General features: G+C 60.3%; 11 protein-coding genes and 3 pseudogenes. 3 read left to right on the top strand and 11 right to left on the bottom strand.

The window, feature by feature from the left end:
* Nucleotides 1-6: 6 nt before the first annotated feature.
* A complete protein-coding gene (locus AC3WJP_RS01690; RefSeq protein WP_493719492.1) occupies nt 7-960 on the top strand; it encodes a tyrosine-type recombinase/integrase in 954 nt (317 codons plus the stop codon).
* 85 nt (nt 961-1,045) lie between these two features.
* Nucleotides 1,046-1,939, top strand: a complete 894-nt coding sequence (locus tag AC3WJP_RS01685) for an alpha/beta fold hydrolase (protein WP_493719491.1) — start codon at nt 1,046-1,048, stop codon at nt 1,937-1,939.
* A 239-nt stretch (nt 1,940-2,178) separates the two neighbouring features.
* On the opposite strand, the pseudogene AC3WJP_RS01680 reads toward AC3WJP_RS01685, so the two are convergent.
* Nucleotides 2,179-2,953, bottom strand: a pseudogene (locus AC3WJP_RS01680) (L-iditol 2-dehydrogenase).
* Between the two features lie 28 nt (nt 2,954-2,981).
* Nucleotides 2,982-3,653, bottom strand: a pseudogene (locus AC3WJP_RS01675) (extracellular solute-binding protein); the annotation flags it as partial.
* Here AC3WJP_RS01675 and AC3WJP_RS01670 point away from each other — a divergent pair.
* Nucleotides 3,651-4,253, top strand: a pseudogene (locus tag AC3WJP_RS01670) (helix-turn-helix domain-containing protein); the annotation flags it as partial. The pseudogenes AC3WJP_RS01675 and AC3WJP_RS01670 overlap by 3 nt on opposite strands.
* Before the next feature lie 76 nt (nt 4,254-4,329).
* Here the strand turns inward: AC3WJP_RS01670 and AC3WJP_RS01665 are convergent.
* The 9 genes from AC3WJP_RS01665 to AC3WJP_RS01625 all read right to left on the bottom strand — a co-directional run bounded on the left by AC3WJP_RS01665 (nt 4,330) and on the right by AC3WJP_RS01625 (nt 16,121).
* Complete coding sequence (locus AC3WJP_RS01665) at nt 4,330-5,688, bottom strand: carbohydrate porin (protein WP_493719490.1); 1,359 nt, start codon at nt 5,686-5,688, stop codon at nt 4,330-4,332.
* A 332-nt stretch (nt 5,689-6,020) separates the two neighbouring features.
* Nucleotides 6,021-7,724, bottom strand: coding sequence for an AMP-binding protein (locus AC3WJP_RS01660; RefSeq protein WP_493719489.1), 1,704 nt, complete (start codon nt 7,722-7,724; stop codon nt 6,021-6,023).
* Nucleotides 7,725-7,795: 71 nt separating this feature from the next.
* A complete protein-coding gene (locus AC3WJP_RS01655) occupies nt 7,796-8,692 on the bottom strand; it encodes a hydroxymethylglutaryl-CoA lyase (protein ID WP_493719488.1) in 897 nt (298 codons plus the stop codon).
* Nucleotides 8,679-10,604 carry an acetyl/propionyl/methylcrotonyl-CoA carboxylase subunit alpha gene (locus AC3WJP_RS01650; protein ID WP_493719487.1) on the bottom strand — a complete coding sequence of 642 codons (1,926 nt, stop codon included), beginning with the start codon at nt 10,602-10,604 and terminating at the stop codon, nt 8,679-8,681. The genes AC3WJP_RS01655 and AC3WJP_RS01650 overlap by 14 nt, the downstream gene beginning before the upstream one ends.
* Entirely contained in the window at nt 10,601-11,401 is an 801-nt protein-coding gene (locus AC3WJP_RS01645) for an enoyl-CoA hydratase-related protein (RefSeq protein ID WP_493719486.1), read from the bottom strand. The genes AC3WJP_RS01650 and AC3WJP_RS01645 overlap by 4 nt, the downstream gene beginning before the upstream one ends.
* 29 nt (nt 11,402-11,430) lie before the next feature.
* Nucleotides 11,431-13,038, bottom strand: a complete 1,608-nt coding sequence (locus AC3WJP_RS01640) for a carboxyl transferase domain-containing protein (protein WP_493719485.1) — start codon at nt 13,036-13,038, stop codon at nt 11,431-11,433.
* Nucleotides 13,039-13,074: 36 nt separating this feature from the next.
* Nucleotides 13,075-14,256: an isovaleryl-CoA dehydrogenase gene (locus tag AC3WJP_RS01635; protein WP_493719484.1), complete on the bottom strand. Its 1,182-nt coding sequence runs from the start codon at nt 14,254-14,256 to the stop codon at nt 13,075-13,077.
* Nucleotides 14,257-14,312: 56 nt separating this feature from the next.
* The gene (locus AC3WJP_RS01630) at nt 14,313-14,684 is read right to left on the bottom strand and encodes a MerR family transcriptional regulator (protein WP_296252810.1); all 372 of its coding nucleotides are present in this window, start codon (nt 14,682-14,684) and stop codon (nt 14,313-14,315) included.
* Between the two features lie 213 nt (nt 14,685-14,897).
* Entirely contained in the window at nt 14,898-16,121 is a 1,224-nt protein-coding gene (locus AC3WJP_RS01625; RefSeq protein ID WP_493719483.1) for an MFS transporter, read from the bottom strand.
* Nucleotides 16,122-16,175: the final 54 nt, after the last annotated feature.

Here is a 16,175-nt window from a genome sequence, read left to right as displayed (position 1 = left end):
AGGGCGATGGACAAGGCTGACCGGTACCTCAAGGCAGGCACGCGGGAGAACACCCGCAAAAGCTACCGAGCGGCTATCGAGCACTTCGAAGTGACCTGGGGCGGTTACCTGCCGACCACGGGCGACGGCATCGTTCGCTACCTGGCCGAGTACGCCGACAAGCACGCGATCAGTACGCTCAAGCAGCGGTTAGCGGCGCTGGCGCAGTGGCATATCACCCAGGGATTTCCAGATCCGACCAAGACGCCCAACGTGCGCCAGATGATCAAGGGCATCCGTGTCGTGCATCCCGCCCAGGTCAAGCAGGCTGCTCCCCTTCTGCTCCGGCATCTCGAGCAGGCCGTGAAATGGCTTGAGGCCGAAGCGGCGGCCGCGCTGGATCGCGGAGACTACAAAATGCTACTGCGCCACCGACGCTCCGTGGCAATGGTGCTGATCGGATTCTGGCGGGGCTTTCGCGGGGACGAGCTGGCCAGGCTCACGGTCGAGAACACGCAAGCCATCAGTGGTGAAGGCATCACGTTTTTCCTGTCTCACACCAAGGGGGATCGCCAGTATGAAGGGACAACCTTTCACACTCCGGCGCTGACGACGCTCTGCCCGGTCGAGGCCTACATCAACTGGATTACCGTAGCAGGTCTCGCGAAGGGCCCAGTGTTGCGACGCCTCGATCGATGGGGAAACCTTGGGGACAAGGCCATCCAACCTCACAGCCTGATCCCAATGCTGCGCCGCATCTTCAAGGAGGCCGGGCTGCCTGAAGAACTGTATAGCGCCCACTCGATGCGACGAGGCTTTGCAACCTGGGCGTCGGCCAATGGGTGGGACATCAAGGGGCTGATGAGCTATGTGGGATGGAAGGATATGAAGTCGGCGCTGCGTTATGTCGATGCGGGGATATCCTTCGGCGGGTTAGCAGCGAGCACTACCCCCACGCACTTGAAGACGATCGGCCGGTGATGCATACGAAACCGCCCAGTCCGTTGTCAGAGACGCATAGCTATTCCCGCTGTCACAACCTCATAAGTCCCAGGAGGCAGACCAGGTGAAAGAAATTCAAGCAGGTGTACTCAACGTTAAGTATTTGGACATCGGCCCCACCGATGGCCCTGTAGCCGTCCTTCTCCATGGCTTTCCGTATGACGTCCACGCCTACGACGAAGTTGCCGACGCCCTGGCCGCAGCTGGGTGCCGATGCATCATCCCTTACCTGCGTGGATATGGTGGCACGCGCTTCATTTCGCCGGACACCCCTCGCTCGGGCGAACAAGCGGCTTTGGGCGCAGACCTTTTGGCACTCCTCGATGCTCTGAAGATCCACAAAGCGGTGCTGGCTGGCTACGACTGGGGTGGCCGGGCAGCCTGTGTCGTAGCCGCCCTATGGCCAGAGCGCGTAACCGGTCTGGTCAGCTGTGAGCCGGGCTACAACATCCAGGACATCGCCAATGCGGGCAACCCTCTCGTGCCTGAGGCTGAGCACCGGTTGTGGTACCAGTACTACCTACACGGTGCTCGCGGCTATGCAGGGTTGGAGGCGAATCGTGATGCCTTTTGCCGGCTTTTATGGAAACAATGGTCGCCCACCTGGGGCTTCACTGATCAAGCATTCCAGGTGTCAGCGCAGTCCTTCAAAAATTCTGACTTCGTGGACGTGGTTACCCACTCCTATCGCCATCGCTTCGGTCTGGTCGACGGCGACCCTCAGTATGCGCACATTCAAAATCAGCTAGCACTTCGGCCTGTTATTTCGGTGCCTACGGTCATCTTGTCAGGCTCGAACGACGGCGTTGCACCCCCTCAGGATGAACAGCAGGCACTGCACCACTTCGCTGGTCCTGCCTACCGATTGGTCCTTGATGGAATCGGGCACAACGTACCGCAAGAGGCGCCGGCTGAGTTTGCGCAGGCAGTCCTGAGCCTTTTGCATCCTCAACCGTGATTGAGTTAGTTCGGCGGTGGCTGAGCCGACGTAAACCAGCGCCATATGGCCGCCTGCATTCAGATGCTGACGATCTACAGGCCTAGGTCGTCTGCAAAATAGTTGTCACGCATCGCACCAGTTGCGTGCTGCCCCTGGATTATGCAGCCGATAGCCCCACCCTGAGTTGCGTGGTCGCGGTCGTGGAGACTCATGGTCGACCTCCACGATCGCTGCACTGCTGATGCGGGCCGCGTTCACTAGCTCATCCAATTTCCGCCATCAACGTTGTAGGTCTGCGCGACGATGTAATCGCTCTCTGGGCCCGCCAGAAAGACGGCCATGCCCACCAGATCCTCCGCCGTACCCATCCGCCCGTAGGGGACTTCCAGCCCGACCAGTTTTTTCTTCTCGCCCAGTGGACGGTTTTCGTGCTTCGCGAACAGCGCGTCGACGCCATCCCAATGCTCCCCATCCACGACGCCGGGAGCGATCGCATTCACATTGATCCTGTTCTTGATGAGGTTCAGGCCGGCGGATTGAGTCAAGCTGATAACCGCGGCCTTGGTCGCGCAGTAGACGCCCACCAGGGCTTCCCCGCGGCGACCGGCCTGGCTGGCCATATTGATGATCTTCCCCCCCATGACCTTGTGCGATCATCTGCCTGGCTGCCGCCTGAAGCGTAAACAGCGTACCACCGACATTGATCGCAAAAAGCTTGTCATAGCTCTCCCGCGTGATCTCCGTGATCGGGGCAAGATCGAACAACGCGGCATTGTTCACCAGGATGTCGAGCTTCCCGGCATGGGCAACGACTGCCGCCATAGCAGAGTCAATGGAAGCCTGGCTAGTCACGTCCATTTCCACAGCATAAGCTTGCTCACCCAACTCGGCCGCCGTGGCCTGGGCGCGTTCCAGGTTGATGTCGGCGATTGCAACCGTTGCGCCCTCGCGAATGTAGGCTTGAGCGAACGAGCGGCCGATACCCCGCGCGGAGCCCGTGATCAGCGCGCTTTTTCCTTCGAGACGTTTCATATCATTTACCTCTGGTGTCGTGGGCCTGCTACTTTTTGGGGTAGCCCGCCCGCTTCATCTCGCGTTCGGTGGTGGACTGCGCAGATGCCAGGGCCTGATCCACGGACATTTGGCCGGTGAGGGCTGCGCAGAACAGCTTGCCTACAGAGGTGCCGATCGACTGAAACTCAGGGATCACCACGTACTGAATACCCACATACGGGACTGGCTTGGCAGACGGCTGGGAGGGATCGGCATGCTTCATCATCTGCAAGGTAACCTGGGCGAACGGGGCCGCCTTCAGGTAGGCATCGCTGTAGGTGGAGATGCGCGTACCTGGTGGAACGTTGGTGATGCCGTCCTTGTCGGTGACCAGCTGGATGTATTCTTTGAAGGTCGCCCAGGTGACGAAGGATTTGGCAGCATCTTTGTGCTTGGACGTCGCTGGAATCGCCAATGACCAGGCGTACAACCAGGACGAGCCCTTGTCAGTGACTTCAGTCGGCGCAGGCGCAAAGCCCACACTATCAACCACCCTGCTCTGCTCCTTGTCCGTGGTGAATGATCCAGCCACGCTGGCATCGACCCAGATGGCGCATTTCCCGCTATTGAACAGCGCAAGCGTTTCATTGAAACCATTACTTGAGACGCCTGGCAGGCCGTACTTTTTGAGGGTATCGACATAGAAGGTGGCAGCCGCCTTCCACTCGGGGCTATTGAGCTATCGGAGTTGAAAACGCTGTTCGAACTGGCCCAACGTGGGATCGAGTTCACCGGCACAACCGCTAGAGACGCCGCATTGCTGCTTGAAAGCATTGGCCAGGCTCAGGGACTACAGCGCCTGATTCAGTTTCTGGATCTTCTCGGTACGCTGGCCAGAGCCCCAAAACGTGACATTCGCGTGTTGGCCAGCGCCTACTACTCGCCCTCACTGGACGCGCGCAGTTCCGAGCGCATCAATCAGGCTTTCGACTATCTGATCAACGAACTCACATCCGACCTGCGGCTATCGGTCATCGCCGAGCGTGTGGGGATGAGTGAGGCTGGCTTCTCGCGCTTCTTCAAACGCATCACCGGCCACGGATTCATCGATCTGATGCGCAAGCTGCGCATCCAGCGCGCTTGCCGGCTTCTCGTCCAAACCCAGCTCTCGGTGGCGGCGATCTGCTTTGAAGTCGGCTACGAGAACGTCTCCAACTTCAACCGGCACTTTCGGAATGAGATGGGTCAGACGCCCAGTGACTACCGGCGCACGAGGGCCATTACGCTCTTCAATCGCGACGGTGTTCACCAAGCGCTACCCACTGCGCGGGTGCGCTGAGCAAGGTTACGACTTCGGCCACGCGTCAACACGAATCCAATAGAGAGATTGAATATGCATTGCCGCCCACCGCCTCTTAGAACTGCGACTGCACTTGCAGCCCCAGCACCAGCGCATTATCCACCTGGCGTACCCCATCCGGATTCTTGACGAACTGCACGTTAGGCATGATGTTCAGCCACTTCGTCGCCTGGATACCGTAGTTCAGCTCTGCCGCATATTCGGTGTGCTGCTCAGGCACATAGCCTGCATCGTCATAGCTCAACCCGCTCTGATCGTTCGCAGTTTCAGCATTTCGCAGGAACCGCGAACTCGCGTGAATGCGCGCGATACCCAGGCCCAAAGTATCAGTCGGGCGAGCATCAAACGGCCCTTTGTAGGTCAACGCGACCTTCTGGTAGCTGTCCACCGGCGTTGTGGCCTTGTCCTGGAACGTAGCGCTCGCCGACAACGTCAAGCCGCGGGAAGTATCACCGCCTACCGAAGTCAGTTGCTGTTTGCCGATCAACCAGAAACCATGCCGGCTCGAGTCGCTGCGATACGCGTCGCCGGTGATGGCCGCCACACGGTTGTTCTCGTCCTTGTAGACATCGGTGCCATTGGCAGAACTGTGGTAATAACCCAGGCGATATTCCCCAGGCAGTTGATTGACCTTGGGCGTCCAGATCAGCTCGACTGGCACGAAGGTGCCGGAAGTCCCGGAGCCATTGAGTTTGAAGCCATTGTCATTGTCCAGGTCGGACGGATTGACGTTGAATGCGCCGATCTGTGCATAAACCTGGTCGACCAGGCGATAGCGAATGCGTGCCGCCCATTGGCTGATGGGCGAGTTATAAATGCTGTCGACATAGTTGCCCGGCTGCGACCCGCAGAACGCCAGGCTCTGAAACACGCAATCCTCGACTGCGAACTCGTCACTGACCGCGAACCGACCCGCCTTGATATTGATACGGTCGTCGAACCAGCCTTTGCTCAACCATAGCTCGCTTAACCGGGTCACACTACCGCGCCCCTGAATTTGCTGGGTCGAGCTCATGCCCGACGCGCGAGGATCGGCAATCTTCTCATTGATGTTGTCGCCGTTTCGATTGGTCAGCGAGATACTGAAGGCGGTGTCGCTCCACCCCAGGAGTTTCTGCAGGTCGATATTCGCGCCCAGATTGAACTGGTCCGCATAGCGGGTCACTTTGTCGTGCTTGCGGTAGCCGCCGTGGACGTTGGAGGCCGACTCGCCAAGGTAGCCCATCTGAATATCGATACCCTTGTTCAGCCACTCAGTACGCAGCCCGCCCCAATCCCCAGTCATCCATGGAGAGTCGGTAGCGAATGCATCCGCCGCCCGGGCGTCAACCGAGCAAGCGGCAACGGCGCACAGTGAAAAAATCGCCAGAAATGCGGGGCGCGGACTGACGGCGGCGCGGGAGCCATATGGCATAAAAGATCCATCCTTCTTTTTTGGGTAATCAACCGGCGGGTGAAACTCACCATAAACACTAGTGGCCTAGTGCGAAGGGCCGAATTAAAAGTCCGAGGGGCGCTCTATGTCAACGTTAATCTGGGCATGCCGATAAAAACGCAAGCGTTAAGATTACGTCAACTTCGAAAATCAACTCTTTCGATTGTTGCACATCTGGTAAATAACTATTGCAGATCCGGCGATATAACTATCTGCATTACGCTGCTATGGCGAATCTCCGTTACACCAGCCTATCTGCCCCAATTGAGGTTGGATAGATCAAGGCGCAACGGTTCATCCCGGTAGGGACTTCAGAGTCGTTGCTCTGGCTGCTCTTCGATCCCTTCACCCCCCAGCTCCTGAATGCTCATTTCACGCATTCTGAATTTCTGGATCTTCCCGGTTACCGTCATTGGAAAAGCATCTACAAATTTAAAATGCTTCGGGATCTTGTAATGGGCGATCCGGTCTTTGGCCCACAGTCTCAGTTGCTCATCGGTCACCGTCTCGTTTGCATGAATTCGCGCCCATGCAACCAGCTCTTCCCCGTATTTCGGATGGGGAATACCAACGATGTAAATATCGGCAACGGCGGGATGAGCTCTGTAGAACTCCTCGACCTCGCAGGGGTAGATGTTCTCCCCTCCCCGGATGATCATGTCTTTGATCCGACCCACCACGGTGACGAACCCCGCTTCGTCCATAGTTGCGAGATCTCCCGTGTGCATCCAGCGGCTAGCGTCTATGACTTGTGCCGTTTCTTGCGCATTATTCCAGTAGCCCAGCATCACGCTGTAGCCGCGGGTACACAGCTCACCGACCTGGCCTCTGGGAACGATTCTGCCATCCGCGTCGATGATCTTGTTCTCCAGGTGCGGTTGCGTGCGCCCCACAGTCGAAACCCTTTGCTCGACAGCGTCGTGCGGCCCGGTCTGCAAGGACACGGGACTGGTTTCGGTCATACCGTAGGCGATCTGTATCTGCGACATATGCATCTCGGTCATGACACGCTTCATGACCTCGATTGGACAGGATGCGCCTGCCATGATGCCCGTGCGCAAGCTGGACAGATCAAAGGCTTCGCGCTGCGGATGGTCGAGCTCGGCGATGAACATTGTCGGCACACCGAATAGCGCAGTGGCGCGTTCCTGCGATACCGCTTGCAGCACTTTGAGGGGATCGAATGCCGCGCTTGGATAGACCATGGCGCTACCGTGAGTCAGGCAACCCAGATTACCCATGACCATGCCAAAACAGTGGTAAAGCGGCACTGGAATAACGACGCTGTCCTGCTCCGTCAGACCAAGGCTCTCGGCTACCAGAAAACCATTGTTCAAAATGTTGTAGTGGCTGAGCGTCGCGCCTTTGGGGAAGCCAGTCGTTCCAGACGTGTACTGGATGTTGATGGGGTCATCGAACTGAAGTGATGCTTGGCGAGTATTCAGGTGCTCGGGCGGCACGCGGTCGGCCATGCTTTGTAGACGCGCCCAGCTCAAGAAACCTGGTGGCGGTGAGCTCGACAGGCTGATGACGCCCCGCAGGCTCGGCAGTCGATCGATTGCCAGTTCGCCGGGCTCGCTTGATGGCAGCGCAGGAATGACTTCGTTGATCATCGCGTGGTAATCAGAGCCCTTGAATGCCTCATCGCAGATGATCCAACTGCATTGGGATTGAGCAACGACGTACTCGAACTCGCTGGTGCGGTAAGCGGGATTGATGTTGACTAAAATGGCACCGATTTTTGCCGTTGCAAACTGGGTCAGGCACCATTCAGCCCGGTTAGGAGCCCATATGCCAATCCGATCTCCTGCCTGCACGCCAATAGCCATGAGCGCACGAGCGTGTTGCTCGACATTGGTTTTCAGATCGTCCCACGACCAACGGATGCCCTGATCGTGAATCACCAATGCCAACCGCTTGCCAAACCTGGATACGGTCATGTCGAGCACCTCACCGATCGTCTGCGCGATCAGCGGGGGGTGTTTGGAGCCTTGCGAGTAACTCAGCTGGTTCATGGATTAGCCTTTCTTATGCTTGTTGTGCAGCCAACTGGTGTGTTGCCTTATCAAACCGTGGCACCTGAAATTCAGACCGCTTTCGCACGTGCAACCCGAGAGCCTGGCTGCTTGCCCAGCACGCCCATGATGCGCCGGCTGACCTGAAGCAATTTATTCAGATCGATACCTGTCGCTATACCAAGCCCATCGAGCAGGTAGAGCACATCTTCAGTCGACACGTTGCCGCTGGCGCCCATGGCATAGGGGCAGCCGCCCAGCCCGCCGATGGAGCTGTCGAACACCGCGACGCCCTCGAGCAGGCAAGCGTAGATATTGGCGATGGCCTGGCCATAGGTGTCGTGGAAGTGCCCGGCGAGGTGCTCACGGGCGACATCGCGGCTGACGGTGTCGATCAGGCGCCGCGCCAGGCCTGGCGTACCGACCCCGATGGTGTCACCCAGGGAAATCTCATAGCAGCCCATCTGCCACATGGCTGAGCTCACTTCGCGCACCTTGTCGGGATCGACTGCCCCTTCGTAGGGGCAGCCGAGCACGCAGGAGACATAGCCGCGAACGCGAATGCCCTGTTGGTTGGCCTTGTCCATCAACGGCTCAAAGCGCTTCAAGCTGTCGGCGATCGAGCAGTTGATGTTTTTTTGCGAGAAGGCTTCGGACGCGGCGGCGAACACCGCGACCTCCGACGCGCCCGCCGCCACTGCGGCCTCGAAGCCTTGCAGATTAGGGGTCAGGGCTGCATAGACCACGCCCGGTTGGCGCGCGATGCCGGCTAAGACCGCACTGGAGTCGGCCATTTGCGGCACCCATTTGGGCGACACGAAACTGCCGACTTCAACGTAGCCCAGGCCGGCGTCTACCAGGCCGTTGACCAGGGCGATCTTGTCCTCGGCGCTGACGATGCCCTGCTCATTTTGCAGCCCGTCCCGGGGGCCAACCTCGACGATGCGAACTCGCTCAGGCAGCGTCATTACTCAGCTCCTCCAGTTCGACCAGCATGACTCCTTCAGCAACCATTTCGCCCTCGCTGCAGAACACCGCCGAGACCCGCCCGGCGTGAGGCGCGCGAATGCTGTGTTCCATCTTCATCGCCTCCACCACGATCAACGCATCACCGGTCTGCACAGGCTGCCCCGGCGCCACCAGCACGCGAACGATGCTGCCGTTCATGGGCGCCGCCAGGCCACCGTCGCCGGCCTGGGTGCCAGCGGCTTCGGCCAAGGGATCGACCTTCTTGACCTCGTAGCGGTCGCCCAGCCAATCGAGGTACAGCTGCTCCCCACGGCGCGCCAGCAGCTGAAATCCGTGATGCGGCGTGGAGGAAGCCGGCGTGATGACGCACAGCCGGTCTTCAGCCCCACAGCGCAGATGCAGCAGGGCCTGGGGCGCCGCCAGCATCCGCCAGCCGGTTGTCTGGTTCCAGGGTGAACCCGGATCGTCGGGGCGCTCGAGCTTGGTCGAAGTGTTCAGATAAGTCTGGGCCGCCTGCGTCCAGAACGCGTCGGTCAGCGCTGGACGATCCGGCAACAGTGCCGTGGCATGGCGGTCGATAAACCCGGTGTCGAGCTGCGCATTAGCGAACGCAGGGGTCGAGAGGATGCGCCGCAGAAACGCCAGGTTGGTCTTCACGCCACCCACTGCCGTCTCCTTGAGCATGGCCAGCAGGCGCAGCCGGGCTTCTTCCCGGGTGTCGCCCCAGGCAATGACCTTGGCAATCATCGGATCGTAGAATGGCGAGATCGTGTCCCCTTCCACCACCCCACTGTCCACCCGGCGCCCGGGGCCCGCAGCGGCTTCGCGGTACAGCGACAGCTGGCCGCTGGCGGGCAGGAAGCCGCCCTCAGGGTCTTCCGCGTAGAGCCGCACTTCGATGGCATGTGCCAACAGTGGTACCTCGTCCTGTTGAATCGGCAGCGGCTCGCCCCCCGCGACACGCAGCTGCCAGGTCACCAGATCGAGACCAGTGATTGCCTCGGTGACCGGGTGCTCGACCTGCAAGCGGGTGTTCATCTCCATGAAGAAAAATTCGCCCCTGGCGTCGAGCAGAAACTCGACGGTGCCGGCGCCCACATAGCCGATGGCTTGGGCCGCACGCACAGCGGCTTCACCCATTTCCTTGCGCAGTTGCGCAGACAAACCGGGAGCCGGGGCCTCTTCCACCACCTTCTGGTGACGCCGTTGAATGGAGCAATCGCGCTCATGCAGGTACAGGCAGTTGCCGTGCTGATCGGCGAATACCTGGATCTCCACATGACGGGGCGCGAGCAGGTACTTTTCCACCAGCATCTGCTGGTCGCCAAAGGCCGACAGCGCCTCACGCTTGGCCGAATCCAGCGCCTCGGCCAGGTCTTGCGCGCGCTCGGCGACCTTCATGCCTTTGCCGCCGCCACCCGCCGCAGCTTTGAGCAGCACCGGGTAACCGATGCGCGCGGCGGCGCTCCTGAAGGTGTCCAGATCCTGCGCCTGGCCGTGGTAGCCCGGCACCAGCGGCACCCCGGCGTTTTCCATCAGGCTTTTGGCCGCGGACTTGCTGCCCATCGCGTCAATCGCCGCAGGCGGTGGGCCGACGAACACGATCCCCTCTTCCTCCAGGCGACGGGCGAAGCCGGCGTTTTCGGAAAGAAAGCCGTATCCCGGATGCACCGCGTCGGCGCCGGCCGACTTCGCCGCAGCAATGATCTTTTCTATATGCAGGTAGCTGTCTGCGGGCTTGGTGCCCCCCAGCGCAACGGCAAAATCGGCCTCCCGGGTGTGGCGCGCTTGAGCGTCGGCATCGCTGTACACCGCGACCGTGACGATCCCTAGAGCCTTGGCGGTGCGGATAACCCGGCAGGCGATTTCGCCGCGGTTGGCAATCAACAAAGTGCTGATGGGCTTGCTCATGTCGATGCTCCTGGCCAGACCGGGCTGCGTTTTTCCAGGAAGGCCTTCATGCCCTCCTGGCCTTCGGCGCTGGTGCGCAGACGGGCGATGGTGGCTTGGGTGTGGGCCTGTAGCTCGGCGGTCAACGCACCGCCGCCGACCTCCAGCAGCAGGGTCTTGCAGGCCTTCAAGGCCTGCGGGCCGTTCTGCAGCAGGTTGCGAGTCCAGGTGCGCACGGTCAGTTCCAGTTCGTCGCGCGGGTACACCTCCGCCAGCAGCCCCATCTCGCGGGCACGGGCGGCGTCGAAGCGATCGGCGGTCATGGTGTAGCGGGTGGTGGCGCGCTGGCCGATGGCCTTGACCACGTAGGGGCTGATGACCGCCGGCGCCATGCCCAGGCGCACCTCCGACAGGCTGAACTGGGCGTCATCGCTCCCGATGGCCATGTCGCAGCAACTCACCAGGCCCATGGCACCGGCGAAGGCAGCGCCCTGCACGATCGCCAGAGTCGGCAACGGCAGGTGATGCAGCTGCTCCAGCAATTGCGCCAGCTTGCCGGCCTCCAGCAGGTTGTCGTCGTAACTCAAGGAGGCACTGGCCTGCATCCAGGCAAGGTCGGCGCCAGCGCTGAAATGCTTGCCGCGGCCGCGCAGCAGCACAAAGCGCGTGGCTGGGCGTGCGGCCAGCTCGGTGAGCGCCTGGCGCAGCTCGTCGATCATCGTGCCATTGAAGGCGTTGTTCTTGTCGGGCCGATTGAGCCAGAGCGTGGCCACGCCTTGCTCGGAAAACTCCACTTCGATAGTCGAAAAAGCCTGCATATTCGCGAACTCCAGATTTGCCCGAGGGCCTACATGCGAAAGACGCCGAAGCGGCTGTCGGCCAATGGCGCATTCAGCGCAGCCGACAGGGCCAGCGCGAGGACGGTGCGGGTCTGGGCAGGGTCGATCACGCCGTCGTCCCACAACCGCGCGGAGGAGTAGAAGGCGTGGGCCTGTTGCTCGTACTGCTGCACCAGCGGCCGGCGCAGGTCGTCGGCCTGCTGCTCGGTGAATGCTTCACCGGCCCGCTGCGCCTGTTCCTGCTTGACCTGCACCAGCACGCCCGCGGCTTGCTGCGCGCCCATCACGCCGATCTTGGCGTTCGGCCACATCCACAAGAACCGCGGATCATAGGCGCGGCCGCACATGCCGTAGTTGCCGGCACCGAAGCTGCCACCGATGATCACCGTGAACTTCGGCACCTGGGCGCAGGCCACGGCGGTCACCAGCTTGGCGCCGTGCTTGGCGATACCGCCGGCTTCGTACTTCTGCCCGACCATGAAGCCGGTGATGTTTTGCAGGAACACCAAGGGAATCTTGCGTTGGCAGGCGAGTTCGATGAAGTGCGCGCCCTTCTGCGCCGCTTCGGCGAACAGCACGCCATTGTTGGCGAGGATGGCCACGGGGTAGCCGTCGACGTGGGCGAAGCCGCAGACCAGGGTGGCGCCGAACAGCGCCTTGAATTCATCGAAACTGGAATCGTCGACCAGCCGCGCGATGATCTCGCGAATGTCGAACGGCTGTTTGGGATCGGCCGGCACCAGCCCGTAGATCTCCTCGACCGGATAGCGCGGCTCGACCGATTCGGCGCGACAGAGCACGCCCTCTTTGCGCCAATTGAGGTTCGCCACGCAGCGGCGGGCGATGGCCAGCGCGTGCTCATCATTCTCCGCGTAGTGGTCGGCGACGCCGGAGAGCTTGCAGTGCACGTCGGCGCCACCGAGGTCTTCGGCCGTAACCACCTCGCCCGTGGCAGCCTTGACTAGGGGTGGACCGGCCAGAAAGATGGTCGCCTGGTTACGCACCATGATGGTTTCATCGCTCATCGCCGGCACGTAGGCGCCGCCAGCGGTGCAGGAGCCCAGGACCACGGCGATCTGGGCAATGCCCAGGGCGCTCATGTTGGCCTGGTTGAAGAAGATCCGGCCAAAATGCTCCCGGTCTGGAAACACCTCGTCCTGGCGCGGCAAGTTGGCGCCGCCGGAGTCCACCAGGTACAAGCAGGGCAAGCGGTTCTGCCGGGCGATCTCCTGGGCGCGCAAGTGTTTCTTGACGGTCAGGGGGTAGTAGCTGCCGCCTTTGACGGTGGCGTCGTTGGCGATGATCATGCATTCGACGCCGCTGACCCTGCCGATGCCAGCGATCAGGCCGGCGGCGGCGACTTTTTCGCCATACACATCATGGGCGGCGAGCAGCCCGATCTCCAGGAACGGCGAGCCGGGATCCAGCAGCAAATCGATGCGTTGGCGGGGCAGCAGCTTGCCGCGCGCCAGGTGACGATCCTGGGCGGTTCTGCCTCCACCTTCGTGGATGTCCGCCGCCAGTTTTTTGAGGGCGTCGAGTTGGTTCAGCATCGCTTCGCGGTTGCATTCAAAAGACGCAGAGCGAGCGTTGACCTGACTGTTCAGAATGGCCATGAAGGGTTCCTGCTGTGAGGGAAGGCGGCAACGGACTCAGCGCGTTTCGTCGAACAGCTCGCGGCCGATCAGCATGCGGCGCACCTCGCTGGTGCCCGCGCCGATCTCGTAAAGCTTGGCATCGCGCCAGATGCGCCCCACCGCATACTCATTGATGTAGCCATTGCCGCCCAGGATCTGGATGGCTTCACCCGCGAGCCAGGTAGCCTTCTCCGCGGCATATAGGATGACGCCGGCGCAATCCTTGCGCACTTGGCGCACGTGATCCGTCCCCAGCGCGTCCAAGTGTTTGCCTACCGAATAGAGGTAGGCGCGGCAGGCCTGCTGCGTGGTGTACATGTCCGCGATCTTGCCCTGGATCAACTGGAACTCGCCGATGCTCTGGCCGAACTGCTTGCGGTCGTGGATGTAGGGCACCACCACGTCCATCGCTGCCTGCATCAGCCCCAGTGGGCCGCCGGACAGCACCGCGCGCTCGTAGTCGAGGCCACTCATCAGCACCTTGGCGCCCTGTCCGACGCTGCCGAGCACGTTCTCGACCGGTATCTCGACATTGTCGAACACCAGCTCGCCGGTGTGGGAACCACGCATGCCGAGCTTGTCGAGTTTCTGCGCCACCGAAAACCCGCGGGTGCCCTTTTCCAGAATGAACGCTGTAATGCCCTTGGAGCCGGCGCTGGTGTCGGTCTTGGCGTAGACCACCAGCACATCGCAATCTGGCCCGTTGGTGATCCACATCTTGGTGCCGTTGAGCACGTAGTGGTCGCCCTTGAGGTCGGCGCGCAGGCGCATCGAGACCACGTCCGAGCCGGCGTTCGCTTCGCTCATCGCCAGGGCGCCGATGTGCTCGCCGGAAATCAGCTTGGGCAGGTATTCGCGCTTCTGCGCCTCGCTGCCGTTGCGGTTGATCTGGTTCACGCACAGATTGGAGTGGGCGCCGTAGGACAAGCCGATGCCGCCCGCGCCACGGGAGATTTCCTCCATGGCGACCATGTGCGCCAGGTAGCCCATGCCGGCGCCGCCGTATTCTTCGGAAACCGTCAGACCGAGCAGGCCCATGTCGCCGAACTTGCGCCAGAGGTCATTGGGGAATTGATCGGTGCGATCGGCATGTTCTGCGCGCGGAGTGATCTCGGCGGCCACGAAGGCGGCGACCGAATCGCGCAGCATGTTGATTTCTTCGCCGAGGAAGAAGTTGAGTCCAGGTACCAAAGTCATATCCACCACTCACATACTTGTCGTTATTGGTGCGGGAGTAGATAACGGTAGAGCCTTTAGAACGCCTCGAGCGCCGTGCGGCAGCGCTCCTCGGCGGTGTCCAGTTCCACCTGCATCTGTTCGATGTCAAGCATCTGCTGTTGCAGTTGCTCACGGCGTTGCGTGATTTTTTCCAGGAAACGGTCGAGCTGCTTCTTGTTGCCGGTCGGGTCGTACATGTCGATCAGCTCTTTGCACTCGGCCAGGGAGAAACCGATGCGCTTGCCGCGCAGGATCAGCTTCATGGCCACCATGTCGCGCCCGGAGTAGATGCGCTCCTGGCCGCGGCGGGTGGGCGCAACCATGCCCTGCTCTTCGTAGAACCTGATCGTCCTGGGGGTGACGTCCAACAATCGGGATAGATCCGAAATGCTATAGGTGGTGCTCACAGTGAAGCTTCCTGATTGTGTTGACGTTAACGTAAACGTTAGCCTCGGTGGCTGTCAAGCTTGGTGTGCTGGCGACGATGCACTCGAGCAGCTGCGCTCCTCCTTGATCACTCAGTACGTTCGATATGTAAGCAACAGGTATCGCTGGCGTCGACCTCGGAAAAATCAACGCCTGACCTGCCTGCTTACCTCACCGCGCGCGGCAGCCATCGCTCACAAAAGCAGACGTGCCCTGCGGCGCAAGATCAGCACCCCCGCAACGGTCAACAAAATTCCTTCAACGATCAGCGCGGCTTGTGTACCACTCGCTGCGACAAGCCATCCTGCCAGGAGCCCGCCAATGGCTTCGAAGCCAAATCGAATAGAGATATAGAACGACACGATTCGCCCGCGTAGTTCTTCGGCAGCCAGGCTTTGCAGAAGAATATTGGTGCTCACATTGGTGGCGCTGATACCAAAACCCACCAACACCAGGAAGAAGATGCAGGGCGCTATCTGGGTACTGAGCGCAGAACCGACCAGCCCCACCGCGCTGATAAAAATGCTGCACATCACAATCCAGGGATGCCGGCGAATACCCGACTGAAACGACAGAAATATCGTTGCGCCAAAAGCACCAATCCCAGCCGCGCCCCAAAGGTAGCCCAAGGTTTTCGCATCACCGAGAAAAACGTTTTTGGCCAGGATCGGCAAGAGCACTACGTAGCTGGACGCCGTGATGTTGACGGCTATCACGCATAGCATCAGCAGCTTGATGGTGGGATTGCGAGTGACGTATACAAACCCTTCTTGAAAGATATCCCCCAACGGCCGCATTACCCTCACCCCTGGACGACCGGGAATGACGAATAGCGTGATCAGCGGCGCTACGAAAGCGAGCGAATTTATTGCAAAACACGCCGCCTCCCCTACCGTCGCTACAAGTAATCCAGCCAGCGGTGGGCCAGCGAAGCGTGATCCGTTCAGCAGCATCGCATTGAGGGCCAAGCCGTTCGGCAAGTCTTGCTTGTTGCCAATGAAGCTACTGATCATTGCTTGGCGCAGCGGATTCTCAAAGGAATTGAGCACCCCCAAAATCAGCGACATGACGATGATGATGGTGGGAGTGATCACATGTGAGGCTGTCATGGCCGACAGCGCCAGCGATTGGATGCCCAATACCGCCAGCACAATGATCAACAACCGACGCTTGTCATGTTTGTCCGTCCAGGCGCCCGCCACCGGCCCCAATACCAACTGAGGAATGAGCGCGGCGAAGGTAGCTACCCCGAGCAGCGATGCCGAACCCGTGAGGTGATAGATCAACCAGGACAGTGCGACCTGCTGTATCCACTTTCCAAGATGCGAAACCGCCTGGCCAAAAAAGTAAAAGCGGAAATCCTTGTTGGCCAGCGCTCGTACAGGTTTCGGCCAAGACGAAACTGCCTGTGTACTCAAGTGATGTCTCTCAATCGTTGATGAGGGTACCGGTCATAGGCGACTTATGACTGA

It is taken from the genome of Pseudomonas sp. GW821-FHT01A09, assembly GCF_058986725.1.
Note: the sequence above shows the minus strand (reverse complement) of the source record. Positions and strands in the feature narration are given on the sequence as shown.